We start from the raw sequence: 24,613 nt of genomic DNA, 5'->3' as shown, positions 1-24,613 counted from the left end.
AAAAGCCTAGAAGAATAAAAACATGGCTCTCTACACTTTCACTGCTGCATCACACACCGATTTTGTGACCAAACTCCTTGCCAGTGCCACTGCCGAGGGGTGGGTTGTTGAGTCGAATTCTGCTTTTGCGAAGGTCTTGCGTGTTCCGGCAGGGGGCTATGTTGCGCTGTTGATTGATGGCGTAAACGTAGAGCTGCAGGCGTTTCGGTCATTTGATCCAGGTCGTGCGATCGCTGATCAAATTGGTGCGATTAAGACGCCGGTTGGTGGGTATCAGTTGCCTCGGGTGCCGCTGCATGACCAGGCGTTTCAGGTGTGGTTGTCAGTCTCGGAAAGGCGCCTAGCGGGGGTGTGCCGGATCTCCAATTCCTACCACAGTTTTTACCTAGGTCTGCTGCTGCCTTTTGCGAACACTGAGTCGTATCCGTTTCCGTGCTTTGCTGGGGGATCGGGGGATGCTGATACCTGGTCTTCCACTGCTTCGACTGCCTCTGGGTTCCCTTGGTATGGCGGGGCTTCTAGGCCTCCGAGGGTTTGCCTGCCTGGCGGAGGGTGGCAAGCCGTTGCGAAGAATGATTCCAGTGACAGCCTGAACTTCACCCCAAATTACGGGTATGACCTGGGCTACGTGTGGCCCTTTGACGGCGGTGTTGCGGGCCTGGGTAAGACCCTTGCCGGGGATCATGTCTTGTACAACGCGATGGTGGTCTCAGGCTCCCCAGCTACTGGTGAAGGCGTAGATGACGGACTCTGGTGCGGATACCTCGACGGCGTGTTTGCAGTTAGCAATGTCGGTGCATCGGCTGAGTCAGTCGTCACGATCGGCGATGACCAATATCTCCTTGTCCCGAACATCTTTAGGGGCTCCCAATACTTCGCTCTGAGGCTCGCATGAAATATCAGACAGGCTCCTTTGCAGGCTCCGAGAACCTCATGCAGATCGTGCGTGAAAAGCTCTTTGCCGAGGGCTGGTTGATCGATCTCCATGCTTACGTGGACATCGCTGACACCCGCTTTGGGAAGCGTCTTCACATGCACAAAGGGGCAACGTACATCGCACTGCGTAGCTTCGACGACTTCAATCCTACGGGCGCTGGCTGGAGCTCCGGGTATGGGAAGTCAGGCATCGATATGCGTATCAGCACTGGCTTTGATGCAGCCCAATCCTGGTTCCAGCAGCCTGGTTATTCGAACAATGGCCGGTACATTCGCGCCGGGTCGTCAGGCACTTACCATCTGTTCACTGCTGATGCGCGGGTGCTGTTGATTTCTGAATTTGAAAACGGTCGGTATAGCCATGCGTTTTTCGGAGATGCGCCGATCATCGTTGCGGGTACTGGCGGAAGCGTTCTGACGGGGATGGAATACGCTTCTGGCGATGGTAAGGCCGTGCCCTTCGATCACTCAGGTGCCGTCACTTCGCTGTGGATTTCGAAGGCTGATTACAGCGGCTGGCTGTATTCGTATCAGGACTCCGGAACTCGCGGGTTTGCCTCAGGGCTGTCAGTTGGTAATGGCGTGCGCGTGCCCAACTTCAGCCCTTCGTCGCCTGCGCAGGTCGGCACGATTGGCAGCAGTGCTAGGAGCTCGAACAGGCTGAATGGGCTCTCAGCGTTGATGCCTGTGTACACGTACGTCCTGAACGATAGTGCCTGGTCTCCGTTTGCTGAATTTGATGACTTGTACTTCGTGAATTGCGACCTCATGGCTGCGGGTCAGGACTACATGGTCGGCGATCAGGTCTTCAAGATCTTCCCATTTTTCGGCAAAGAAATTCCGGCTGTCCGTATCCAGCCATACTTCGGCTTGGGGTTCGCGGTGAAAGTCGATGCCTAAGATCTCGCCTGGATTCCTGACCATTTTCGCTGCGGAACCAAGGTACTGCGGGTATGACTTTGCGCTTGATCCAAAGCCGGTGAGTGCTAGATCTGGAGTGCGCGGTGGGTACGGATACGTTGGATACGCTGGCCTGAATCTGGTACATCAGGGGCTTGACTCGGGAACGTGGGGAGACGTGTTTTTCGACAATGTATTCGTATCGCCACCGGTGATTGATGCAGGACTGATTACTGGCGGAGAGTCGTTCGAGTTCTCGATCTGGCATTCGTATCGTTCGAGCCTGCAGTTGGCTGGGATTACAGAATATGGAGCTGATGGGGTCGACCTGGATGGCATTCGCTCAGGTCGAGTGGCCTCTTTCGTTTCATCAGCGTACTCAGTTTTTCTTAACCAAACATCCGGTGACTTGAGCTACAGAGCCTCTTTTGATTTTGGTCAGGCAGGCTCATACAGCTTCCAGCTCTCAGCGAAGATGGCCATTGTTCTGAATTTCCCTATCGACTGGAGCATGCAGCCTGAGCTTCGTCACAGCTACCTAACCGAAGTCATTGAATCCTGGAATGGGGCCGAGCAGCGCATTTCTCTTCGTGATCAACCTCGACTGTCGGCAACATACCAGTACGGGCTAGCTGACACCGACCAGTACCTCTTCAGCAATCTCGCCGGGAATTTCTCAGGGCAATATTTGGTTCCGATCTGGCCCATGCAATCTGAGCTCGCAGAGCCTGTTGCAAGGTTTGATAGCAAAGCAATCGTGTCCGAGCTGAGCGCCTGGGTGGTGCCTGGCTGTCGAGTGATGCTGAGTGATGGGGATGTGTGGGAGATATGCCTTGTTGAGTCTGTTGCGGACGGTGTGGTGACGTTTGGTTTTTTGGTTAAGAAAAACTATCGAAGCGGCGCTCGCCTGGTGCCGGTTAGCCAGGCATGGATCAACGAAGATGTCTCGTCAACGGCGCACGGGATGAATGTCGAAGTCACAGGGGCATCGTTCGATTTCGACGAGGTGGAGCTGCTTCGTCCTGAGCCTGTCGATGACTTCACAGTTTTCAATCGCAAGCGAGTACTGGACATCAGGCCCGACCGTTCAAAAGACTGCACTATTCAATACAAGCGGCTGCGGGAATCGCTAGACCCAGCCATCGGTCGACGTTACATCTACGATCGCGTGCAAGGCTCAGTGAAATATTCCCAATACAGCTGGAGATTCTTTAACCAAGAGTCCCGAAAACGCTTTGATGACTTTGCTGAACTTGAGCGTGGCGCCCAGGGCGAGTTCTACATCGAAAGCCCTCTAGTGGCTATGCATCTGGTCAAGGATATAGAAGCTCCTACACTTGAGATAACCATTGCTCAGGCTAACTACAAAAACTTCCTGAAGTCGAACACCTTTGCCCCGGCAATTGCGCTCAAGTTGTATAATGGAACTGTGCTATATCGAAACGTCGAATCTGCAATTGATGGCCTAGACAACACTGAAGTGGTAACACTTGAAGAGTCGGTCGAAAATATCAAAATCGAAGATGTTGAGTATATAGCACCACTATTCCTGGGGCGTTTCGAATCGGATGAGTTTGCTCACACTTTCGATACGCCTGCTGACAGCTCAATCACAAAAATAATAAAGCAGCTGATCTATGTTGACCCTGAAATCGATCGAGAGATCACTATCACTTAACAAGCCTGTCGAGCTCTATCTGTTTGAGTTTGGCTCGCAGTTCTTTGCCTATACGTCCGGTTCTAGATCACACCTTCACACTGATGGTGTTATTTATGAACCCCTGGCAATGAAACGCGGCAAAGTCCAGAGAACAGCAGAGGACTACAAAAACCAGCTGACCATTGACCTGCCTGGCGACTCCCCAGTGCCCTTGCTGTTCCGATCGCATCTGCCTGCTAAACACGTAAACCTCAAAATCTTCAGATCCCAGCGCGACAACAAGAACCTGTACGTCAACGTATTTGCTGGGGAAGTCAGCGCTGTCGCATGGAACAACAGCATTGCCACGCTGACCTGCAACCCAGCAAGCGCCTTGCTCCGTCGTCAGATCCTAAGGTTTGGGTATCAGAGCCAGTGCAACCATCACCTCTATGATGATCTCTGCACTCTTGATATCACGCAATATCAAGAAACCCAGACAGTCCTTAAAGTCGAAGACGGCGGCGCCAAGATCTTTCTTTCAGCACTCAATCATGAAGCTGATTATTACTTGGCTGGCCTAGTTTCATTTGACGAAACTGACTATCGAATGATCCTGGAAGTTAACCCATCCGAGAACAGCGTCACCATGATCTCCGGGATGGACTCATTATCAGCAGGTAGCCAAGTCAAACTTGCCAAAGGCTGCGATCGCTCTGCCAGAGCCTGCCAATCTTTCAATAACTTTGAAAACTTCTCGGGATGCCTGACTATTCCTGACGAAAACCCATTCCTATAAAAATAAGAAGAAACCCATGGGCGCTCTCGCTATTTTTCAAATCATCATGATGGTTATTGCTGTCGCGATGATGTTCATTGGCAGCAAAGTAAAAGATGACCGCAAACCTGCTGGGCTAGAGGATTTTACTTTCCCGACTGCGGCAGAGAGACCAATTCAAGTTCTGTACGGGACTCGAAAGCTTGGCGGGGCCAACGTTCTTTGGTATGGAGATCTTCGTTCAAAAGAAATCACTAAGAAAGTGAAGTCTGGCTTCTCGTCAAAAAAGATGACGATTGGGTATAAGTACTTTATGGGTGTGCAGCTGGGGATCTGTCATGGCCCGGACGTTACCCTGCGTGAAGTTTGGTTTGACGACGATAAAGCCTGGTCGGGGCAAGTGACCTCTGGTTCTTTCACTATCAACAAGCCTGACCTGTTTGGCGGCGAAGAGAGCGGCGGCGGAGTTCAGGGCACCGTCAGCTTCTACAACGGTAGCCTGATCCAAAAAGCGAACGCCTACCTGCAGCGCGTGGTTGGTGTCGACCTAGTTTCTGGATTGCGCGGGGTCTGTTACGCCGTTCTTGAGCAGTTTTACATCGGCAACACAGAAACTCCCGCCAAGATCTCCTTTGTCTGCAGCCGATACCCAGCGTCGCCAGGCGGCAACAAGGCCATCGAAGTCGTCGGCGATTACGACGCGAATCCGGCCTATGTCATCTACGAATTCCTCATGGACAAGCGATTCGGGGCGTCGATTTCAGCCTCTCTGGTTGATCTTGCAACGATCGAGGCCTGCGCGCAGATCCTCTTCAATGAAGGCTATGGTGTCAGCGGTGCGGTCGATTCGGCAAAACAAGCATCAGCGGTCATCGACGACATTCTCAAGGTCATCAATGGATCTCTCGTCACTGACGCGGCAACTGGCAAGCTGAAGCTGAAGCTGGCCCGCGAGGACTACATCATTGCCGATCTGCCGGCCCTGAATGCTAACAACATCAGGGGCATCAGCAACTTTAACCGTGGCTCCCTAGACACCGCAATCAACGAAGTCAAAATCAAATACATGTCGATCAGCGATGGCTTCACTGAGCGCACTGCGACTGCGCAAAACCTGGGTCTCCGGATCCACAAGGGCGACAGCGATGGCGTGAGCTACGACTACATGTCCATTTCGACCGGGGCTCTTGCTGCCAAAGTCTCTCAGCGAGAACTCAGACCTTTGTCAGTGCCCCTGGCCAGCTGTATCGTCGAGTGCAATCGAAGTATGTACGACATCGAAATGCTGGACGTAGTAACGCTTGACTGGCCACCGCTGGACGTTAAAGGCTTGGTCATGAGAGTGATGTCTGTCGACGTCGGAAGTCTCAACGACAGCTTGATTAAACTGACTTTGACCCAGGACGTTTTCGGCGTTCAAAACACGGTCTATGCAGATGGCGGCGAGCGCACATGGACAAAGCCAGTGTTTGAGCCAGCTGATCCAGTAAGCATTCAGGTCGTCGAAGCCCCAGCCATTTTCAACGAAACCGCAGGCCTGACAAGAACGCTGATGGTGCTCGCTGAGCAACCTGCAGCAAGCCAGAACTACAAGCTCATTACGCGGCAAGGAATCGAGTCATGGAGCGAGCAAGGCGACTACCAATTCACGCCCGTCTTTCAGCTCAGCGAGGCACTCCCAGAAAGTCCCGCAACCCTGCTCACCGGCCCAATTATTTCCGGCGACATCTCTCTGCTCGACAACTACAGCACTAACGAAAACCGCGAAGCCCTGGGGATCCTCTACATCGATGGCGAATGGCTCAGTTACGAGACCTTCACGATCCTCACTAGCACAACAGCTCAGCTCAAAAACGTACGCCGGGCTCTCTTCGGAAGCACCGCAAAAGCACACCTAGCCAGCACCAAGCTCTGGGCAGTCAGCGAGGGTCACGGCATCACCCTCAGCCAGTTCAATTCGGGCTCGGCGGTCTACCTCAAGACGCTCGTCAAAACCCAAACACGCCGTCAAACAGAGCCCGAAGCAACAGAGCGCTCATTTGTCGTCAAAGGCACCAATGATCAGGTTTTCCCGCCTGCTCGCGTGTTGGTGAATGGTGTTGCGGGTGGTGAGATTAGCGGGATTGCAGAGGTGTCCTGGAGGTACAGGTCAGGGGCTGAGCAGGCTGTCGTTTTCTACACTGACGATCGCGATCAAGCTTTTGAGGGAAGCGTGTCGATTGGCGTATATTCCAGTGGCGTGAAGGTTGACCAGGTGGATAATCTCACTGGGAATTCATGGAGGTTTGAGGGCGAGGCACCGAGTAATGGCGGCGTCTTACGTGACAACTTGGAATTCAGAATCAGCACGTACAACAACGGGGTCAGCTCGTTGCCGATAGTGATCAACGTTACCAGGACGGTATTGACATAAGCGGTCGCAGTAGTAAATGCTATAATTATTTGAATTGGGTGATCGCATGGTCAATCACGAACTGTTTCGAAGGGTCGCTGCACGTCACGCTGTTGCCATGGAAGGTAGCGGGATGAGCGAGTCTGATGCCATGCGAATCTTCAACGAGTCTTCGGTCGAGTCGATCGCCGTTGTCCGAGACTGGTACTTGCTGTACATACCCTTTGACGACGATGGCAACGTACCGGGATCATCAGAGACGGTGAAGCCGTTCAGATTGACTGCCCTGAAAGTCCTTGCCGACAAAAAGAATCGATTTGATGGGTCGGGTCGGCTCGTGACTGGTTACGTGAAGCATTTCCTGGGGAGTCATACATTCCTAACGAAAAACACCACATACCTGCTTGTTGGTGAAGGATCGATTGTCTCAAATCACGAAGAATTGTCATGGGATCTGCTATCGACACAGGCGGAATAGCATGACTTGGCGACCCACCCCATACCCGCCTGGCACCCCATCCGAGAAGCTAGCAGCGCTCCGCAAGCACTCAACGCCAATAATCGGAAGCGGGATGAGTGAAAACCAGGCAATGGCGATATACCGCGAGTCTGACGCCCAATCCATTGCGATTGTCCGAGACTGGTTCATCTTCGAGAACGACTTCGACCATTTTGAATGGCCACAGGTGCCGGATTACAGCATCGTGAAGCCCTTCAAGATGTTCGTCGGCCACATCATCGCAGATCGTAAATGCCGGGATTTGGGGCTGTCGTACGTCACGACATACATGCGCTATTTCGAGCGGAAATGCATATTCGTCACGGCCAACTCGACTTACCTTTTGCTTGGGGAGGGATATATGGTCAACGACTATTCCGCTGTGCTTAACGAGCCAAATTCCATATCTCGCACCCTTTTTCTTTAGAATCCCTGAACTCCAGGGATTTTTAGTTATTGGCGGGGGAAGATGGGTTTTGTTTGCAAAGAATGGCCCTGCAGCGCAGGGCTTTCTTGTGTCAGCCGTATGTGTTGTCCAAGGCTTGGTTATTGAACATGTTATCTACATCCTGTTCCTGTTCAACCTGAGGCAATGATGTCCAATTGGAGCGGAGCTGGTAGTAGGGCTCGCCTTCTTTTTTGTCTTCGAGCTCCCAATTCGCTCTGATACCAAATAGAGCCAAGATCGCAGCTATTATCAACTTGATTGTTGCTTCAAGCTCTTGCTGCTGACGCGCCTTGATGCTGAGACGGATGGGTCGACGATTACGGGCTCTGAGCACGAGATAGAAAATTCGGATTCGTTCTTCGCGCTCCTCATCTCTTCGAGCAGCTTCTGCCTCAAGAGCTGGAAAGGTTTGTGGGTCATATTCGATGCCTTCCTGAGTGGTTAGTTTTTGGAATGTTAGGCGGCTGCGTTTTAGCTTGCGGCCTGAGATTACGGCGCCGTTGTATTCGTAGGCGATGCCGGTTGGTTGCCCTTCCTGGTTCTTTGTGAAGTGTACGAACACCCTTTGACGGCGCAGGAGTTGAACGAGCAGGAACATGTCACCGTTCTGGGACTGGGTTGCTTCTACGGCGCCTGCTATTTTCGCGACCATTCGGTGCTTGAGAGGCGTCGTACCTTCGCGCTGAGAGGCTTCCATCTGGCCCCTGGTGATGGTGGTTCCCCACGTTTCGATTGGTGCGGGCGCCTTGCTGAGGCCGAAGTGATCCTCGATCCTAGACGTGCTATCGCAGCTCCGGGAGCGCTCGTTGCTGTCCTTCACCATGCTGAACTCTTCATTCATGCAGATCCGGTTAGCGACCACGTGCACGTGCTGGTGGTCAGTATCGCCGTGTAGAACAGCAACCCACTTGTTGTCGTCGCCGAAACCGAGGTCATGGAGATACATTTCTACGGTTTCCTGCCATTGGACGTCTGTCAGCTCTTCACCTGGTGGGAGTGACAGGATTGCGTGCCAGACTGGCTTCACGACTCGATCGCTATCAATTGCGTTGTCTCGCAGTTTCTCAACAGCGTCAAACTCGGCAATCATGCCCTCTACATCGATTTTGTCTTTGTCGTGGCCATTGCGAAGTGGATCGGAAGAAAAGCAATTCCGGCAAATCGTCCTGATAGTAGTGAGTGCATGCTCGTGCTTTCGCAGCCCAAAGATGTACTCGATCCGGTTGCGGAATGAACCGACACCTTTATCTGTGATTTTTCCAATCATCTTATTATTCTCCAATGCCCAGCAGGCGATTGTTCATTTCAAATAGCTCCTGAACAATTCGCTCAGAACTTTCACCTTTGTTGATCAGGCTTGCGATCCTCTGGAGTTCCAAAGAAATCTGGATGTGAGCCAGGGGAATGCGTACTTTTCCTGGCATTTTCGAGTGGATCAGAAAGTCACGCACGAAAGCACCAGCGGCCTGATAACCAGCTTCTTCGCACTTGCGCTTAATGACATCTCGCTCTTTGGCGCTGAGTCGGATGATGAGTGGCTTGTCCCGACGTTTTGAAGCATCAAGAGTTGGCCTGCCTTTTTTGTTATTGTTTTCCATGCGCAACCTCCGAAGGAGAGTGAGCAGCTCATTTAATGTCTATCATAGACACAACTGGCCACTCATAAGATCTAGTTTTATTATGCAAATGGAGCAAGGGGTGGTGGAAGTGTTTTATGAAAAATATTTGACTTAAATGGCAATAAAAGTGCCTCAAATGGCAACTCAAGTGCCAGCTCTGGCAACAGAAGTGCCTTAAATGGCCCGATATACTTCTGACTTCGCAAAGTGTCAATGCGACATATTATAGTGGTTACTGTATGCGAGTGTGGAGAGGCTCAAATGTCGCAGTACATGAGTGCGGAACCAGGAAATGTCGCAGGCAATGAGAGTGAAATGGCTTCATGTCACTGAGGGTGATTGCGAGAGACCGGGCTGACGCAGTAGACCAGAGTGGCTCATGGTCATGTCGCACTCCAATTGAGCGGAGCCTGGTGTCTATTCACCCACCTGAGTAGGCAGTGTCAGTCGTGAGTGCCATGGGTTGGACAGACAGATCTGTCGTGAAGCTCTGAGAGCGACTGGACTGATGCTAGGCATGGAGAACGAAAAGGGGTCGTGAAGAGGTCGAGAGGGATGCGATGAGTGGTTCTGAAATTGCACACTGAGTGCACACGGGACAGCTTGAAGATCTGCGGAGGGCCAGTAAAATCAAGGCTTTCAGGCGGGTTTGTCGATCCCATCCATCATCGGCTCGACAGAGAAACAGCGGGATAGCGGAGCAGTTTGTAGGGACATTGGCAATCTGAGTCAACGAGGCGAATGGCGCAGTTTATCAGGGATGTCTCTTAGGTGTCGGGGAGGTGTATTTCGTGACCTTCACCACTTCGAGGGGGGGCGTTGCCGTGTGTGGAATATGCCGGGGTCGCGCCCAATTTTACTGGACGGTCTGGCGCGGTCGGTGGGTTCTAGCGTGCATCCGCATTCTGGGCTGATGTTCAGGCGCAACCTTTTAAGCAAGACCTTTATTCCACATCGGTTGCTTTCGCACTCGGCATGCGAACAGTTCGCCCCGGAATTCCTGTGCCTGGGCAACGCCTATCTGGAAGGGCGGCGCTCGATGCTCGGCCCGGTGCGCGAGCTGGTACCGCCGCTGGCGAAGTACATGCGCTCGGGCAAGGATTGTCGGCAGTTCATGGTCCAGGGCTGGAAGGAAGAGCACGAATTTGAGTAGGGCACCGTTTTCCATCTGCGGGAGGCTGATCTGCATCAGGAAGTGTACGGCCTGCCCGAGTGGATCAGCGCCTTGCAGTCGGTACTGCTGAACGAGTCGGCCACGCTGTTTCGTCGCAAATATTACGAAAACGGCAGTCATGCCGGCTTCATCCTCTACGTGACCGATGCCGCGCAGAACGAAGCGGACGTCGACTCCCTGCGCAAGGCGCTCAAGGATTCCAAGGGGTCGGGCAACTTCCGCAACTTGTTCGTGTACTCGCCGAACGGCAAAAAGGACGGGCTGCAGATCATTCCGGTCAGCGAAATGTAACTGATCCATAAACCCCACTTATCCAAACAGACGGCGCCTGAGGTGGGGAGGAATCAAATCATGCTGGCGCGGAGACGATTCTCGGCACAGTTACTTCATTTTTTCGGCCTGATATCCACCACCATCCCCGCCTGTACGTTTTTGATCGGTGACAGTAAGTGCGGCGAAATATTCCAGCGCTGGCCGGTGTCGGTTACCACTGTGACGGTTTTGCGGTTGAACTTCATGACGGTACCGGACAGGCGCTCACCATTGGGTGAATCGAAGCTTACCCGTGCTCCCGGATGGAACTGCATCATCGATTTATGAGCCTCCAATGACTCCAACATCTTCAGCCGTTCGATAATGTGATGATTCAATGTCACTAACTCATCGACGCTCAGATGATCAATGTTGATACTCATGATGCCCTCCAATTCCAGGGTAGTAACGCCTCAACATCTTCAACTGATTCAGCCTGCGGTAATCGCTCCAGTACGTGGCGCAGCCACGTATAGGGCTCCTGGCCGTTGGCTTTAGCCGTTTCGACCAGACTGTAGATCTGGGCACTGGCGGTGGCGCCCTTGGGCGTATCGCTGAATAACCATGCCTTGCGCCCTATGACAAACGGCTTTATCGCTCTTTCGGCGGCATTGTTGTCGATCGGTAAAAAACCGGCCTCCACGTAACGTTCCAGCCGGCTCCAGTTGCTACCCAGATAACTGAGCGCCTTGCCGAGAGCACTTTGCGATGCGACTTGCGGCTGAGTTTTCTCCAGCCAGCTTTTCAACTGCGCGAGCACCGGCAAGCTCTTTTCCTGGCGACCGGCAAAGCGCTGCTCATCCGTCATTTCTTTCAAATCACGTTCGATACCGTACAACTTGTTGATCATCGTCAGCGCAACATCGGCCCGACCGGTTTTACCCTTGGGCTGCACTTTCTGCGCATCGACAAACTTGCGCCGTACATGGGCCATACAAGCCAAACGCTCGACACTCGGCTGTGCGGCCAAGGCGTTATAGCCGGCGTAATCGTCAGTCATCAAATAGCCACGATAGTCGCCGAGCAGCCGCAACGGCACCTCCTGCGCTCGACTGGTGGTGTAGTCAAAAAGAAGGATTGGTCGCGCCGGTGGGCCGCTGGCTTGTACCCACATCCAGGATTGGCTGGTCGGGTCTCGACCTGGCTCTTTGAGCACCTGCACTCGCGTTTCATCGCAGTGAACAATCGGACTTTCCAGTAACCGATCACGCATCAGATTCAACAGCGGTTGGAAGTGTTCGCAGCACTGGATCACCCAGCGCGCCAGGGTTTGACGCGGGATATCGACACCGTGGCGAGCGAGGACTTTTTCGAAACGGTGCAGCGGCAGGCCATCGACATACTTGGCGGTCAGCAACATGGCCAACACGCTGGGGCTGGCCATGCTTTTTTCGATCAGTTGCGCGGGTTTGTCGGCGGTGACCGGTGCAGTTTCACAACCACGGCAGCCGTAGACCTTGCGGATGTGTTTGATCACCCGGATCTGCATCGGCACGATCTCCAGCTGTTCGCTGGTTTCTTCGCCGATGGTATGTTTGCGGCAGCCGCAAATGCAGGTCAGTTCGTGTTCGGGGAGTTCGTGGATGACTTCGATTCGTGGCAAGTTAGCGGGTAGAGGCTTGCGTTTGCCACGGCGTTTGGTCGGGGCGACAACTTCTTCCTCAGCATCAACGGGCACTGGCGTGGCGATACTTTCAGCTTCATTGAACAACGGCAGCTGTGGTGTCATCGGATCAACGGTTTGCTCAGATTTTCGTCCGAACAGGCGCTGACGAAGCAGTGCATTTTCCTCTTCAAGAAGAGCGACTTTCGACTGCATCTGAGCAAGTAATTGCTTGAGCGCAGCCGGGTCATCGGGATGGTTGTCGGGCATCGAAGTCATGGCCCGGATTATACCCAATCAAGCAACAAATCGCGGCGTCAAAACCTGATGCGGACGGTTGCGCCACAGGTCAAAACCGTCAAGCAGCCAGTTCAGTTCCTGGACGCTCAATACGATGGCTTCGTCAGTCGCGTCGGGCGAGGTTTTGAAACGCTCGGACTCCAGGCGCTTGAGCCAAAGGCAAAAGCCATTGCGCTCCCAGTAAAGGATTTTCACCCGGTTACGGGGGCGATTTAGAAAAACAAAAAGTACCGGGTCGAATACCGCCACCTTGATATCCAGCTCGACCAGGGCGGCGAGGCCGTCGATGGATTTTCGAAAATCCACGGGCTTGGGGTAGAGGTAGACTTTTTCGACTTTGGCGTCGGGACGCATCATGAGGTGCTGGCTCCGTAAAGAGATCGGGAGCACAGCATCAGGCTTCAATGGGCGGCTTTGAATGTGTAGGTGATGGATCGCTTACGATGCTTTAAACAAACAGGTCCAAGCATCCACCGATAAGCAGAGAGCGGAGGAGGGCAGGCGTTTAGCGCTAGAGCAACGTCTTCAGGCCAAAGACCAAACACACCATAAGGAATTGACCGATGAGCAAACAAAGCAGGCTCGTCTGCGTGATCGCCTGGCTACTACTGATCTGCGGTTGTCAGTCGTACTCGCCGCCACCAGCACCACCGGCAGCTGTTCAATGCCAACCACCAGCACCGCCGGCCGCGTGGTTCATGGAACCACAAGAGCCCAACTTGACCCAGCGCATGCTCAACGAATTATCGGAATCACCGATGCCGGCGACCGAGGACTGATCGCGCTACGGGCCTGTCAGGCCTATGCAAAAGAAGTCTCTATACCGAAGTGAAAGGAGCGGCCGGGTAGGATGCGTCAACATCCAAACTCGGCCACCTTCCCCGCAGATGGTCCCTGCAAGTCCGGCCCTGGCTTTAGCAATTAGCGTTGATAGTTGATTCATTGAGTATTCATCCTCACAACGCAACCTATCCGTCATACTTAACCGCAGTACACGTTGGTTATCCATACCTCATGATCCTAGTCGGTCAAAGGTGATGGTGTCCCCGGATCGGGGTAGTATCGCCTGGATCGTCATGCCCGGATGGGGACATTAAAAGCCGACGCAAGTTTCTTAAATCGAGCGTCTTTGAGGGGGGGCTTAAGGAAATATTTTAGTGGCAAGGGAGAAAAAAATAGACACTCAAAACACAGCGCTGGATGTTGTAGTCGTCGGCGCAAGTCAGTCAGCGATGACTGTCGCGTACGTCCTCAACTGTACCAGTTTGTCCTATGTCCGTATGCATCCGGTCATGTCATCTAACTATTGCGTCTGCTGGCATCTCGATTAATTTCTTTTTCACCAAAAAGTCTATAATCGCCAATGCCGATAACGATGGCGAACCTTTACTTCCATCAACTATAAAGTCAGGTTCAACAGGCGGTTCGTAGGTGTCTGAAACGCCGGTGAAAGAGTGGATTGTCCCGGCTCTTGCTTTTGCATAAAGTCCCTTCACATCTCGAGCTTCACATACACTGATTGGGGTATTAACATAGACTTCAAGAAAACAACCGTGTTCTAATATTGTATTACGCATTTCGGCCCTGCTATCAGCATAAGGAGCGATAATCGCGCATAAAACTATCCCCTGATGTTTAACAACTTCAGATGCGACATAAGCGATACGGGCGATATTCGATGTACGTCCCTCTCTTGAGAAATCCAAGTCCGCGCAAAGGTGGGTACGTACAATGTCACCATCTAATAAAGTAACATTTCTTTTAAGTTGTAGCTGTAAGTAGTCCATTAAGGCTTGTGCGATACTAGATTTTCCAGCCCCCGATAACCCTGTAAATAGTATTGATAATCCTTGGAGAGGTAGAGGGTTTGTATCGAGCGGTGGTCTTCTAGAAGAATGGTTGTCGTGGGTGTTCATATTCATTTGTCTTCAGGAAAGTTGGACCAGAATGATTCCTGGTTAGGAGTGGTGAACTTGCCCAACAGTTTTGTGTAAGTTTTGTTAAGGACTGAAGCCAGTGGCTTCGCGTCTGAGTCTGTCCAAGGCTCGAAAGGTTCTGACGGCAATGGATTGATCACCAGTTCAGCTTGCGCATTGAGTGTTGCTAGTGTTGGACGTACTGAACTGTTGGCGTGACTTTTTGAAAGGACGGATTTTTCAAAGCTACCCGAAATCCCATAATTATTAAGTTTTTTATTTAGAGAATTAAGCGTCTCAACGGGATGCGTGCAAAGTTCATCGTAGTTGACACCTATCGAGGAGTGGTAACTGCATTCTAGGATTCGGTTGTTGAGATCGTTCCATAACTGTGCTCGATCTTCGTCTTTCGGTCCCGCCCATTCGTACCCGAGGCTCCAAGAGCGCCTTAGACTATGAATAACCCCCGAATAGTGACGAAACATATAAATAAATAGTGCATTTGGATGTAGTGTCTGAAGTTGTGTAAGTATCCGTGCATTCCAAGGTGTCGAGTCACAAATAATAGACTTTTCTGAACTGGATGATCTGATTTCATCAAGAAAATCCAAAGCGTTACCCATTAAGTTGGCGCGATAGGCCTCTGTGTAAGGGGTAGGAGTTCGCCTAAAGGCCTCCTTACTAACTTGGGTTGAGAAGTACGATACGCCTAACTCTCCGCAATAATTGACTTTGTCCAGCGTCCCTAGCAGTTCTCCCATCAGGGTGTTTCCAGAGCGAGGGCATCCACACACAAAAATCATATCGATCATTTAAGAAGTCCTCATGAGTTAGTGCTCGCAGCAGGTGCAGCAGCAGGCGAAACTACACCTTCGATATGAAAGGATCTTGAAATGCGAAACCCTATTGCGATCAGCCCAATAAGACTACAAAGCAAAAAAACCGAGAACAAAAGACTGGTTCGCTCATCTGATGCTGGCTGATCTTGAGAAATATAAAAGACAAGAGGGAATTTGATTATGGCAGATACTATAAATGCTAACCTTTTTATAAAGGTTGTATCCCCTTTAGCACGTAGAATCGCTCGTTGGGAAAATAGTGTGATACAACTGATAAATGTTATCAGGCTTATTTGAACTATGATGTAGTATGGTACGTGTGTAGGTAGCTTGTTGCCTTGTAGAAACGTATGGTACAGGTAGCCATAGCATGCCAGGGCGCAGATCAGTGCAAGAGGCAAGCTATATAGTAAGTATCCTATCACCGTAGTGATGTAAGTGGTTTTGTTTTTGTTGATAGCTTCCGCGATGGAGACAGAGGCGGCAGTTGCAAAGCCCAAGGATATCCCCTGAAGCATGGCAGTAGTCGAAAAATAAAAACTCATCAATGCAACGAATTGTGTATCCTCTACAAGAATATAGAGGATTAAAAAATCTACCAGTGTCGAAATAATCATTGCTAGGAATAAATTACTAGCATCTTTTGCAAAGCTATTTTTAAACTCCGGTTTTGTGTCGGAAATATTCTGCGTTGTTGTGGGGGGCGCGGTCGTAGATAGGCGCTTATAGGCTTTAATAATCAGAAAGAGATAGATTACTTCTGCCAGTGCACAGCCCGCTCCTAAGTAAGATAGGCTTAGTTTTAGGTGTAAGATACTAATCGCAGAAAAGGTGCTTCCAATGATCAGTGAGATTAGTACGGATTTCAAAATATAGCTGCCCCTTTTTTTTGCGATTAGGGCCATATAATAGGGACTCGCTAACGTGATAGCTATATAAGAAACTGCCATCCAGCGCAGGTACTGCGGGACAGTGTCTACAGTATTTTCAGGGTTTGAGAGTTTGGCTATGTAATGAGAGCCAAGAAAAAATATGGCAAAGCAGGTCGCCGCACCTAGTATCGAAAAACGGACCATACGTTTTAAAACTTTTTCGAACTCGGCTCTTTGGTGGCTCCCATTCAATCGGTTGAGTCTTATGCTGCCTGCACCATTAATTGATATGATAATGGCGCCATAAATAAAGTAGGCTCTGTTTATATATCCAGCGGACGCCGCAGCACTTAAACTGATAGTGGATGCTAGGAAAATGGTCAACATACTCTGTGCTGCGTTTACACAGTTTGTCAGCACTAACGGTATCGCGGCTCTTAGAAAGGGAAGCAACTCTGGCAGAGGGCCGTGGTGAGCAATGCGGTTTGAAATACTCATCTCACATCTCCCATATAAATTTTTTCAGCTGGCGGGGTATCATCCATACGTTGAGATGGCTCGAATTATCGCCGGTGGGCAAGGCTCGATGAATAGTGCATCGAGGCAGGTACATTACGTCACCCGCCTCTAGCGTTATTTCATGGCTCGGAGCATTCTCTGCAACGTGTTCTTTAACTGTAGAGCTATAGAAGTGTGGTGTTGAGGTAGCTTCTACTTCTGAGACGATCGCCGGCCAGATCTGCCATTTTTTACTACCCTCCAACTGTATTATGAAAGCATCGTGCGCATCGAAATGTTCTTCAAAAAGAACTCCTGATGCTGGAGAATAAAATAAACAAAAATTAAATTTAAATGGCGACATTTCCAGATTCAAGTGGTTAACCAAACTGTTGAAATTCACATCGTATTTTTCCAGCCAGCGCAAATAAAGAGCGCACCCTTCTTGCTGTATTAGATGTTTGATATTTTCTTTGAGGCACAAGCCATTTGACATATAGGCATTGCGTTGGCAGTACGTCTTATCTTTGATAATTAGGAGGTCTTCGTGCTCAATGGGAGCATTCAACAGAGAGAGTGCGTAGTCTAGCGGTCTTCCTGTGATTAGGTTCTTGGTTTTTGTTTTTGAGGTGATCAGCGAAGTTTCCCAGTGGTTTGGGAATAAAAGACTCTTGCTGATCCCGAATATTGTTTCAAACACGGAAATTTCTCTATGTGCTAATAGACTTAAAGGTTTTTTTCAAGATCTTTGCTAAAATCTAAAAGTTGGATTAGTAAGTTTTCATTCGTGGAGGGCGTTGCTGATGCGAAGCAGTCAGAAAATGCGGAAATTACGGATCTTGGATATATGTTGTAGGTTTCAGAAAAGCGATTTAGGTTTCTATAACCTCTAAATAATTTTCCATTTATCGCAAAAAAAATATGACAGAAGGCCGCGTATAAAATTCCAAGAATCTCGTTGTAGGTGAAAAAATCTTTCCTTATAATAAATTTGTTAAGATTATAGTATTTTATATATTTTAATTTATCTAAAATAATTAGTCTTGCATGTTCGTATGTAAAGTCTATTTGACTTATTAGATTATCTATTTTTGGGGTGGACTTAAGATAAATACCGTCCTCGAAATTAGCGAGGCAATCTTGATTAGTCGCAGAGATATCTGAAAATGACTGAAAGTTTTGCGCCATGCTCTGTAAGTCTTCCAGGCTTATTACACGAATATCTAGCTTGTTTTTTGGCGGGAATTCAATTTCAACTCGGTACTCGTGCTGTCGGCGCTCATGCTCAGAACTTAATTGATTTAGATAGCTCTTGATATTTTTTTTTGAGGGGACGATACATAAATCAGTGTCTGATAAATGGTCCGCTGTACCTTTTGCAAATGACCCTCCAATTAATACAGCATGCAAATCTGAGGTGAATTGGAGACCGCCATGAAATGAAAGAAATGAAGTAACGTGCTGCCGGCTTTCGTCAAGTAATTTTCTCGCTATTAAGGATGTAGGTTCTTTGGGAGGTAACGCTTGGACTTCCAGAGCACACATTGAAAATGGTAATGCGCAACGGTGTTCTCCTTCCCGCTTTGTATTTACGGAGTCGCTGTGGATTTCAAACATATAGTAAAGGGCCGGTTTGCATGTTCTGAGTGAGTTTTTCTTACGGTGTTTCGTGTGTATCTCTGGAGCCTTTACATATAGCGGGGTTCACCGTCCATAGTGGCAACCATACCTGTCTTGAAAAGCTCTTTAGTGGCAAGAAGGGCTTTTACTTCTTTAGGGTTGCAGGAGGCGCTCGAAGCTTGAGCGCGGTTGATTTTTGCTGCCAGCGTTGAAAATTTAATTTCTGAGAAAGTTTGCGATTGAGATTTCATAATCATTCCTTAATTTATCTGCAAACCGGAGCGGGTAACGTAATTGGCTAAAAGTCGAAAAACAATGAGGGATTTTAAATTTAATTTTTTTATCATAAAAAATTATCTGATTTGACTTTAAATCTTAATTTTAGGTGGGGGACCCCATCCCCTTGATGAGGTTGCTGTTACCAGTACAAGCCTGGTGGCGGAACTTTTCTTTTTCTCAGCGGTGAAGCAGTGCTCCGGAATGCCATCAAGATTATGCTGGCTGCAAACCTGAGATGGATTAGGCTTGGCCGGAACTTGAGCCCTTGAGTGTGATTTTAACTTGCTTAGAAATTGCTACAACGCGAAAGGGTTATAGCGATTCGGCCCGTGAGGCAAGGGTGTTGGGGGAGGGCTAGTCCCAATCCATCATGGGTGCGACGGAGAAGCGGCGGGAGAAGGGGGTGGTTTGTAGGGGCATGGGGGGATCTGAGTTTGCGGGGCGAATGGGGCGTAGTTTATCAGGGATGGATCTTGGGTGTGCTGGAGGTGTGTTCCGCGGCATTCACCACTTCGAACGGGGACGTTGCCGTGTGTGGAATACGCCGAGGATCTGCAGACGATCACCGCGTATGCGATAGGGGATCAGATAAGACCAATTGGGTACTGCCCATTCGCGCGTGTTTGTGACCCGACCTTCACGGCCCATAGAGGGAAACTGCGCCAGTTTGTCGACGCTGGCGAAAATGGCATCGGAGAAGTCGTCAGCTGCTTTGGGGTTTTCGAGAGCTATATAGTTTGCTTCGTCTTCCAGATTTTTGAGTGCTTTTTCAAGCCACTCAACCCGCATTCCGGCTCCAGCGCCTGGCGCGCATGGCTGCTACCTGGTCATCGGTGGCAAATTTGCCCTGGTCGGCTTCTTTCACCGCCAGCTCGATTTGAGCGGTTAGCGTTTTTTCGTGCTCGATGTAGTCGCGGAGGACGTCCATCGCCAGGTAGGTCGCAGTCTGGCCGTTGGTTTTGGCCAGGTCGGCGAGAGAGTTGGACAGGTCTTCCGGCAGGTTTAGGGATATCCCGGTCATGACAGCCTCGAAGGTGGAAGGTTATGGAGCATCTTACACCGTGGAACGCTGGGTTGAATCAGCAGGTCGTCGTGAGGTGTGGCTGGGCTTTTACTCTGCCAGCTCGAAGCCGGGTGCCGGGTATCGTAGTCTGACTTCGATATCAGCAAAATAATTAGCAGGTGATGAGGCGGCTTTTTGCTGTCTGGTGATTAGCTTTTTTTCAGCGATGTTATAAATAAATCTGAGAATCATCTGGCCGGCCTCCCCACCTCACGGAGGTGGCGCAAAATTCAACGTGCGAACTTAGACTTTTGCTGAGGAGGCCGTGATGAAATTCTGTGGCATAGACCTGCATTCGAACAACAGCGTTGTCGTGGTAACCGACGAAACGGACAGAGTCTTGGTGAGCCGACGCTGTCCCAATGAGCTCACGCCGATCCTCTCACTGCTCGAACCACACCGTGACGAGTTGGTCGGTGTGGTGGTCGAGTCGACGTACAACTGGTATTGGCTGGTCGATGGCCTTATGGCCGCGGGCATGGACGTTAAACTGGCAAACCCGGTGGCGATGAGGCGCTACGACGGTTTGAAGCATTCAGACGACAAGGATGATGCGGTATTTCTCGCGCATTTGCTGCGACTCGGGATTCTACCGACGGGCTATATTCATCCGCCTCAGGAGCGTGCGTTGAGAGACTTGGCGCGTAAACGCATTCAACTGGTGCGCACAAGAACCCAGCATATCCTGGCTGTCGAGAACATTGCCGCACGCCAGTTCGGCCATGGTTTTAGCTGCAATGAAATCAAAGGCTTTTCTGCCGCATCCGTTGACAGGCTGGGCCTGCCAACAGATGTGGCTTTGGCAATGAACGCCAATGTGGCGGTCATCCAGACGCTTGAAGCGCAGATCGCCGGGCTTGAAGCGCGACTGCTTCAACAGGCCAAATTACGACCTGAGTATTTGTTGCTAAAAACGATGCCAAGCGTCGGTGAAGTACTGGCAACAGTCATCATGTTGGAAACCGGTGACATAGGACGTTTTGCAGAGGTCGGTCACTTTGCCTCCTATGCTCGGTGCGTAAAAAGTGCGCGCTACTCCAACGGCAAAAAGAAGGGTGAAGGCAACGCCAAAAACGGTAACGCGTACCTGATCTGGGCCTTTATTGAAGCGGCCAATTTTGCGCGGCGATTTAGTGACGATGCCAAACGATTTTTTGAGAAAAAGAAAGCCAAGACCAATGGCGTGGTGGCGACTAAAGCACTGGCTCACAAGCTAGCGCGAGCGACCTACCACATCCTTAAGGAGAAGCAGCCTTTTGACGCTAAACGCTGTTTCGCCTGAAGGGCGAGTCAGGTGATGATCGGGCAACCGAAAGGGGACTGGACGTGAGCCAAAAATCCGAGTGGCGTCCGATCATCACCGCCTGAGTGCGTTGTAACCGGGTCGTCCGCTAAGTGAGCCAGTAGAGACTGGACGTGCGCTTTGCGCACGAGCCACAGTTCTGTGACACGTTTTGGACACATTGGCGGTACCAACGTTTCTCTGGGGCAGTTCACTGCCAGGGCGGTGCGTGTTGTGTTGCTACCGCTTGATCCATATGGGTGTCAGGCACGACTCGGTCGTAGCCATTGATGAGAAAACGGGTACGACGGGTTCAACCGAGCAGGTTGAGACAAAGGGAAACCCTACAGTTAAAAGCTGCAGGGCGAGTTGGCTTTTAGCCTTGACTTGAGACCGGCTAATGGGTGTCAGGCACGACTCGGTCGTAGCCATTGATGAGAAAACGGGTACGACGGGTTCAACCGAGCAGGTTGAGACAAAGGGAAACCCTACAGTTAAAAGCTGCAGGGCGAGTTGGCTTTTAGCCTTGACTTGAGACCGGCTAATGGGTGTCCCCTTTTCGCCATATGGATTTCGTAGGCCATAGGTGTGCCGTCTCCTGACTTTTGGCTGTATGTGAGACACCTGAATGTCAGTGACGGCTGAGGCTAGCGACTGACATATCCCGCATTCTTCTCGACTTGCTCCTCAAACCTCCCGCCGCTAACCTCCTCAAGCCGCTGCCAATCCAGCGGCCGGAGGTGGAAGTCCGTATCGCTAAAGGCGTTTTAACTCCCGTCACTATTTGGAGCTTCGCCCATGCACAGCAACACGCCCAGTCTCTCTATTGATCGCGACCCTTCGCCCGTCGATACCAAGCTTCACGCCACAGCTCAACGTGCCATTGCTCGTGACTTGCCTCAATCCACCGACAATGCGCCTGACGAACACCCAACCCACAACCTATTCCTCGTCAGCCCCGACATAGACACCGAAACCCTCCTGGCCAACGCTTCCGAAAACCTTGCGTCCGCCAGCGAAATGGCCGCTACCGTGGCTTTCAACCTCGACGAGTCCCAGCGCTCCATTGTCTTGGGCATTCAACAACTGATCGACCTGAGCGCGCTACTCGTTGACCGGGCCCATGACCAAGTCGCTCGTGTCATCAGCCCGGCTACAGCCTGACAATCGACCTCCGCCGCCTTAGCCCAAGGCGGCAACCTGAACCCATTCTGTCTTCCGGCGAAGTTTCATCATTCCCTGTGCCGTTGAGGCCTACGATCATCTCTATGGGAAACCCCCGAACCCACAGGGAACTGAAAAAATGATCTCGAACCTTGTCAAAGTCGTGATGATCGCCGGCGCGTTGCTGTTGAGCGCTTGTTCGTCGGATTCGTCGGGCGTGAGTCGCGACCCTTGTTTTGCAGGGGGATGCCAGGCGTTTGGTGACCACAGCCCCAACAAGGCCGCCAAGATGAATTTTGGCGGCAGTGGGCTGGGTAGTAGTTATGGTGAGTATGGTTCTGGGTTGTTGCAGGATGACTGATGGGGTGGTGGGGCAGTCAGGGATGTGTTGATTGAACCGCCGCTATCAAATAGCCATGTCTGTGACGTCACGTCGCGTCTGTCAGGCTTGACACTCACCCCGATCAGCCTTGCCAAAACGCCTATTTTAGAGCTGTCAATTAGCCAAACAGCGCATGATCGCCGGTTGGCGTGATATTCTGCGCGCCATCTCGGTCTAGTCTTTCTCCGGAACGTACACCCGTATACGTCCCGGCGGCTGGCTGTCGCCCAGGTAGCTGAAGCCAATAATGATAAGAAGTCAGCGCAGAAGGGACATAAAAGTGAGGTCGATGCGTCGGCCTTGTGTGCCCACCCTGCGGTCTTTGAGTGAATGTGCAAACCCGGCGCTGCGTTGCCTGACGCGGCGTGATCGAGGGTTGCCCGGGCTCAGGGGCGGTGGGGCGGATGGCGTTTTATCATAGGTGCTACTGATGTTTAAGAAAGTAAACACGGCCCTGCTGGGGCTGGCTTTGTCGATGGGGATCACGTCCGTTCATGCGGAAGAGACAAAGAAAGTCGATGTACTGCTGATCGGCGGCGGCATCATGAGTGCGACCCTGGGTGTCTGGCTCAACGAGCTGGAGCCGGGCTGGTCGATGGAAATGGTCGAGCGCCTCGACGGCGTCGCCGAAGAAAGCTCCAACGGCTGGAACAACGCCGGTACCGGTCACTCGGCCCTCGCCGAGCTGAACTACACCCCGGAAGACAAGAACGGCAACGTTGAGATCCCGAAAGCGGTCGAAATCAACGAAGCGTTCCAGATCTCCCGCCAGTTCTGGTCCTGGCAGGTCCAGCAGGGCGTGCTGAAGAACCCGCGTTCGTTCATCAACTCCACTCCGCACATGAGCTTTGTGTGGGGCGATGACAACATCAAGTTCCTGAAAAAGCGTTACGAAGCCTTGCAAGCGAGCCCGCTGTTCGCTGGCATGCAGTATTCCGAAGACCCGGCGCAGATCGCCAAGTGGGTTCCGCTGATGATGGAAGGGCGTGACCCGAACCAGAAAATCGCGGCCACCTGGAGCCCGCTGGGTACGGACATGAACTTCGGCGAGATCACCCACCAGTTCGTCGCTCACCTGCAAACCACGCCTAAGTTCGACCTGAAACTGTCGAGCGAAGTGCAGGACATCACCAAGAACGCTGACGGTTCGTGGCGTGTCAGCTACAAAAACCTGAAAGATGGCAGCAAGACCGAAACCGACGCCAAGTTCGTGTTCATCGGCGCCGGCGGCGGTGCCCTGCACCTGCTGCAAAAGTCGGGCATTCCTGAAGCCAAGGAATACGCGGGCTTCCCGGTGGGTGGTTCGTTCCTGGTGACCGATAACCCAACCATCGCCGAGCAGCACCTGGCCAAGGCCTACGGTAAAGCGTCGGTGGGCGCGCCGCCGATGTCGGTGCCGCACCTGGACACCCGCGTGCTGGATGGCAAGCGCGTGATTCTGTTTGGCCCGTTCGCGACCTTCTCGACCAAGTTCCTGAAAGAAGGCTCGTACCTGGACCTGCTGACCAGCACCACCACCCACAACATCTGGCCGATGACCAAAGTCGGTATTCGCGAATACCCGCTGGTCGAGTACCTCGCCGGGCAACTGATGCTGTCGGATGACGACCGCTTCAAGGCACTGCAAGAGTACTTCCCGAACGCCAAGCAGTCCGACTGGCGCCTGTGGCAAGCCGGCCAGCGTGTGCAGATCATCAAGCGTGACGAAGAGCAGGGCGGCGTGCTGAAACTCGGCACCGAAGTGGTCAGCTCCGCCGACAACACCATCGCCGGCCTGTTGGGTGCATCGCCAGGCGCGTCGACCGCGGCACCGATCATGCTGACCGTGCTGCAGAAAGTGTTCAAGGACAAGGTCGCGACTCCGGCCTGGCAGGAAAAACTGCATCAGATCGTGCCAAGCTACGGCACCAAGCTGAACGACAGTCCTGAGGCTGTTGCCAAGGAATGGGCCTACACCGCCGGTATCCTGCAACTGACTCCACCACCTGCGATTCCGCAGATGACCGCTCCCAAGGCCACCGAGGCTGCCAAGCCTGCGGCTGAGCCGAGCAAACCGGCGTCTGATCTGGCGCTGTAAGACCAGGCCCTGAGACTGGGG

Annotated in this window: 24 protein-coding genes and 2 pseudogenes; 13 read left to right on the top strand and 13 right to left on the bottom strand. The window is 51.6% G+C overall.

The window, feature by feature from the left end; all coding sequences use genetic code 11:
- The first annotated feature begins 22 nt into the window (after window positions 1–22).
- The 7 genes from C5F70_RS16150 to C5F70_RS16120 all read left to right on the top strand — a co-directional run bounded on the left by C5F70_RS16150 (window position 23) and on the right by C5F70_RS16120 (window position 7,571).
- Window positions 23–895, top strand: coding sequence for a hypothetical protein (locus tag C5F70_RS16150; protein WP_104903696.1), 873 nt, complete (start codon window positions 23–25; stop codon window positions 893–895).
- Entirely contained in the window at window positions 892–1,836 is a 945-nt protein-coding gene (locus C5F70_RS16145) for a hypothetical protein (RefSeq protein WP_104903695.1), read from the top strand. The genes C5F70_RS16150 and C5F70_RS16145 overlap by 4 nt, the downstream gene beginning before the upstream one ends.
- A complete protein-coding gene (locus C5F70_RS16140; RefSeq protein WP_104903694.1) occupies window positions 1,829–3,514 on the top strand; it encodes a hypothetical protein in 1,686 nt (561 codons plus the stop codon). The genes C5F70_RS16145 and C5F70_RS16140 overlap by 8 nt, the downstream gene beginning before the upstream one ends.
- Window positions 3,474–4,274, top strand: coding sequence for a phage BR0599 family protein (locus tag C5F70_RS16135; protein WP_104903693.1), 801 nt, complete (start codon window positions 3,474–3,476; stop codon window positions 4,272–4,274). The genes C5F70_RS16140 and C5F70_RS16135 overlap by 41 nt, the downstream gene beginning before the upstream one ends.
- 16 nt (window positions 4,275–4,290) lie before the next feature.
- A complete protein-coding gene (locus tag C5F70_RS16130) occupies window positions 4,291–6,666 on the top strand; it encodes a phage tail protein (protein ID WP_104903692.1) in 2,376 nt (791 codons plus the stop codon).
- Between the two features lie 112 nt (window positions 6,667–6,778).
- A complete protein-coding gene (locus C5F70_RS16125) occupies window positions 6,779–7,123 on the top strand; it encodes a hypothetical protein (RefSeq protein ID WP_104903691.1) in 345 nt (114 codons plus the stop codon).
- Between the two features lie 94 nt (window positions 7,124–7,217).
- Window positions 7,218–7,571, top strand: coding sequence for a hypothetical protein (locus C5F70_RS16120; RefSeq protein WP_104903690.1), 354 nt, complete (start codon window positions 7,218–7,220; stop codon window positions 7,569–7,571).
- Between the two features lie 91 nt (window positions 7,572–7,662).
- On the opposite strand, the gene C5F70_RS16115 is transcribed toward C5F70_RS16120, so the two are convergent.
- Complete coding sequence (locus C5F70_RS16115; protein WP_104903689.1) at window positions 7,663–8,859, bottom strand: relaxase/mobilization nuclease domain-containing protein; 1,197 nt, start codon at window positions 8,857–8,859, stop codon at window positions 7,663–7,665.
- A gap of 4 nt (window positions 8,860–8,863) precedes the next feature.
- A complete protein-coding gene (locus C5F70_RS16110) occupies window positions 8,864–9,190 on the bottom strand; it encodes a hypothetical protein (protein WP_104903688.1) in 327 nt (108 codons plus the stop codon).
- Window positions 9,191–9,995: 805 nt separating this feature from the next.
- Here C5F70_RS16110 and C5F70_RS16105 point away from each other — a divergent pair.
- Window positions 9,996–10,673 (top strand): annotated as a pseudogene (locus C5F70_RS16105) (phage portal protein); the annotation flags it as partial.
- Window positions 10,674–10,771: 98 nt separating this feature from the next.
- On the opposite strand, the gene C5F70_RS16100 reads toward C5F70_RS16105, so the two are convergent.
- The 3 genes from C5F70_RS16100 to tnpB are packed head-to-tail and all read right to left on the bottom strand — an operon-like array spanning window position 10,772 to window position 12,957.
- Window positions 10,772–11,080, bottom strand: a complete 309-nt coding sequence (locus tag C5F70_RS16100; RefSeq protein WP_104903687.1) for a hypothetical protein — start codon at window positions 11,078–11,080, stop codon at window positions 10,772–10,774.
- Window positions 11,077–12,579 carry an IS66 family transposase gene (locus C5F70_RS16095; protein WP_102619022.1) on the bottom strand — a complete coding sequence of 501 codons (1,503 nt, stop codon included), beginning with the start codon at window positions 12,577–12,579 and terminating at the stop codon, window positions 11,077–11,079. Before C5F70_RS16095 ends, C5F70_RS16100 begins: the two co-directional genes overlap by 4 nt.
- 18 nt (window positions 12,580–12,597) lie before the next feature.
- Window positions 12,598–12,957 carry an IS66 family insertion sequence element accessory protein TnpB gene (tnpB, locus tag C5F70_RS16090; protein WP_046489445.1) on the bottom strand — a complete coding sequence of 120 codons (360 nt, stop codon included), beginning with the start codon at window positions 12,955–12,957 and terminating at the stop codon, window positions 12,598–12,600.
- 100 nt (window positions 12,958–13,057) lie between these two features.
- On the opposite strand from tnpB, the pseudogene C5F70_RS16085 reads away from it, so the two are divergent.
- Window positions 13,058–13,432: pseudogene (locus C5F70_RS16085) on the top strand (lysis protein); the annotation flags it as partial.
- A gap of 463 nt (window positions 13,433–13,895) precedes the next feature.
- On the opposite strand, the gene cysC reads toward C5F70_RS16085, so the two are convergent.
- The 8 genes from cysC to C5F70_RS16050 form a co-directional block, all read right to left on the bottom strand.
- The gene (cysC, locus tag C5F70_RS16080; RefSeq protein WP_158683862.1) at window positions 13,896–14,516 is read right to left on the bottom strand and encodes an adenylyl-sulfate kinase; all 621 of its coding nucleotides are present in this window, start codon (window positions 14,514–14,516) and stop codon (window positions 13,896–13,898) included.
- 2 nt (window positions 14,517–14,518) lie between these two features.
- On the bottom strand, window positions 14,519–15,328 hold the full coding sequence (locus C5F70_RS16075) for a sulfotransferase (protein ID WP_104903684.1): 810 nt from the start codon (window positions 15,326–15,328) through the stop codon (window positions 14,519–14,521).
- A gap of 11 nt (window positions 15,329–15,339) precedes the next feature.
- Entirely contained in the window at window positions 15,340–16,725 is a 1,386-nt protein-coding gene (locus C5F70_RS16070; protein WP_104903683.1) for an MATE family efflux transporter, read from the bottom strand.
- A gap of 1 nt (window position 16,726) precedes the next feature.
- A complete protein-coding gene (locus C5F70_RS16065) occupies window positions 16,727–17,425 on the bottom strand; it encodes a JmjC domain-containing protein (protein ID WP_104903682.1) in 699 nt (232 codons plus the stop codon).
- Window positions 17,426–17,451: 26 nt separating this feature from the next.
- The gene (locus C5F70_RS30610) at window positions 17,452–18,342 is read right to left on the bottom strand and encodes a nucleotidyltransferase domain-containing protein (RefSeq protein WP_158683861.1); all 891 of its coding nucleotides are present in this window, start codon (window positions 18,340–18,342) and stop codon (window positions 17,452–17,454) included.
- Window positions 18,343–18,413: 71 nt separating this feature from the next.
- Entirely contained in the window at window positions 18,414–18,596 is a 183-nt protein-coding gene (locus C5F70_RS16060; RefSeq protein ID WP_104903681.1) for a hypothetical protein, read from the bottom strand.
- Between the two features lie 532 nt (window positions 18,597–19,128).
- Entirely contained in the window at window positions 19,129–19,413 is a 285-nt protein-coding gene (locus C5F70_RS16055) for a type II toxin-antitoxin system RelE/ParE family toxin (protein WP_017848888.1), read from the bottom strand.
- Window positions 19,403–19,645 (bottom strand): CopG family ribbon-helix-helix protein, encoded by a 243-nt coding sequence (locus tag C5F70_RS16050; protein ID WP_017848887.1) that lies wholly within the window; start codon window positions 19,643–19,645, stop codon window positions 19,403–19,405. Before C5F70_RS16050 ends, C5F70_RS16055 begins: the two co-directional genes overlap by 11 nt.
- A gap of 310 nt (window positions 19,646–19,955) precedes the next feature.
- On the opposite strand from C5F70_RS16050, the gene C5F70_RS16045 reads away from it, so the two are divergent.
- The 4 genes from C5F70_RS16045 (at window position 19,956) to mqo (ending at window position 24,592) form a co-directional block, all read left to right on the top strand.
- The gene (locus tag C5F70_RS16045) at window positions 19,956–20,969 is read left to right on the top strand and encodes an IS110 family transposase (protein ID WP_017845878.1); all 1,014 of its coding nucleotides are present in this window, start codon (window positions 19,956–19,958) and stop codon (window positions 20,967–20,969) included.
- 798 nt (window positions 20,970–21,767) lie between these two features.
- Window positions 21,768–22,133, top strand: coding sequence for a DUF6124 family protein (locus C5F70_RS16040; protein WP_104903680.1), 366 nt, complete (start codon window positions 21,768–21,770; stop codon window positions 22,131–22,133).
- Window positions 22,134–22,272: 139 nt separating this feature from the next.
- Window positions 22,273–22,494, top strand: coding sequence for a lipoprotein (locus C5F70_RS16035; protein ID WP_046384304.1), 222 nt, complete (start codon window positions 22,273–22,275; stop codon window positions 22,492–22,494).
- 451 nt (window positions 22,495–22,945) lie between these two features.
- The gene (gene mqo / locus C5F70_RS16030; protein WP_104903679.1) at window positions 22,946–24,592 is read left to right on the top strand and encodes a malate dehydrogenase (quinone); all 1,647 of its coding nucleotides are present in this window, start codon (window positions 22,946–22,948) and stop codon (window positions 24,590–24,592) included.
- Window positions 24,593–24,613: the final 21 nt, after the last annotated feature.

Source organism: Pseudomonas sp. LH1G9 (genome assembly GCF_002949975.1).
GTDB lineage: Bacteria > Pseudomonadota > Gammaproteobacteria > Pseudomonadales > Pseudomonadaceae > Aquipseudomonas > Aquipseudomonas veronii.
The sequence above is the reverse complement of the archived record's forward strand: the minus strand, read 5'-3'. Positions and strand labels throughout refer to the sequence as shown.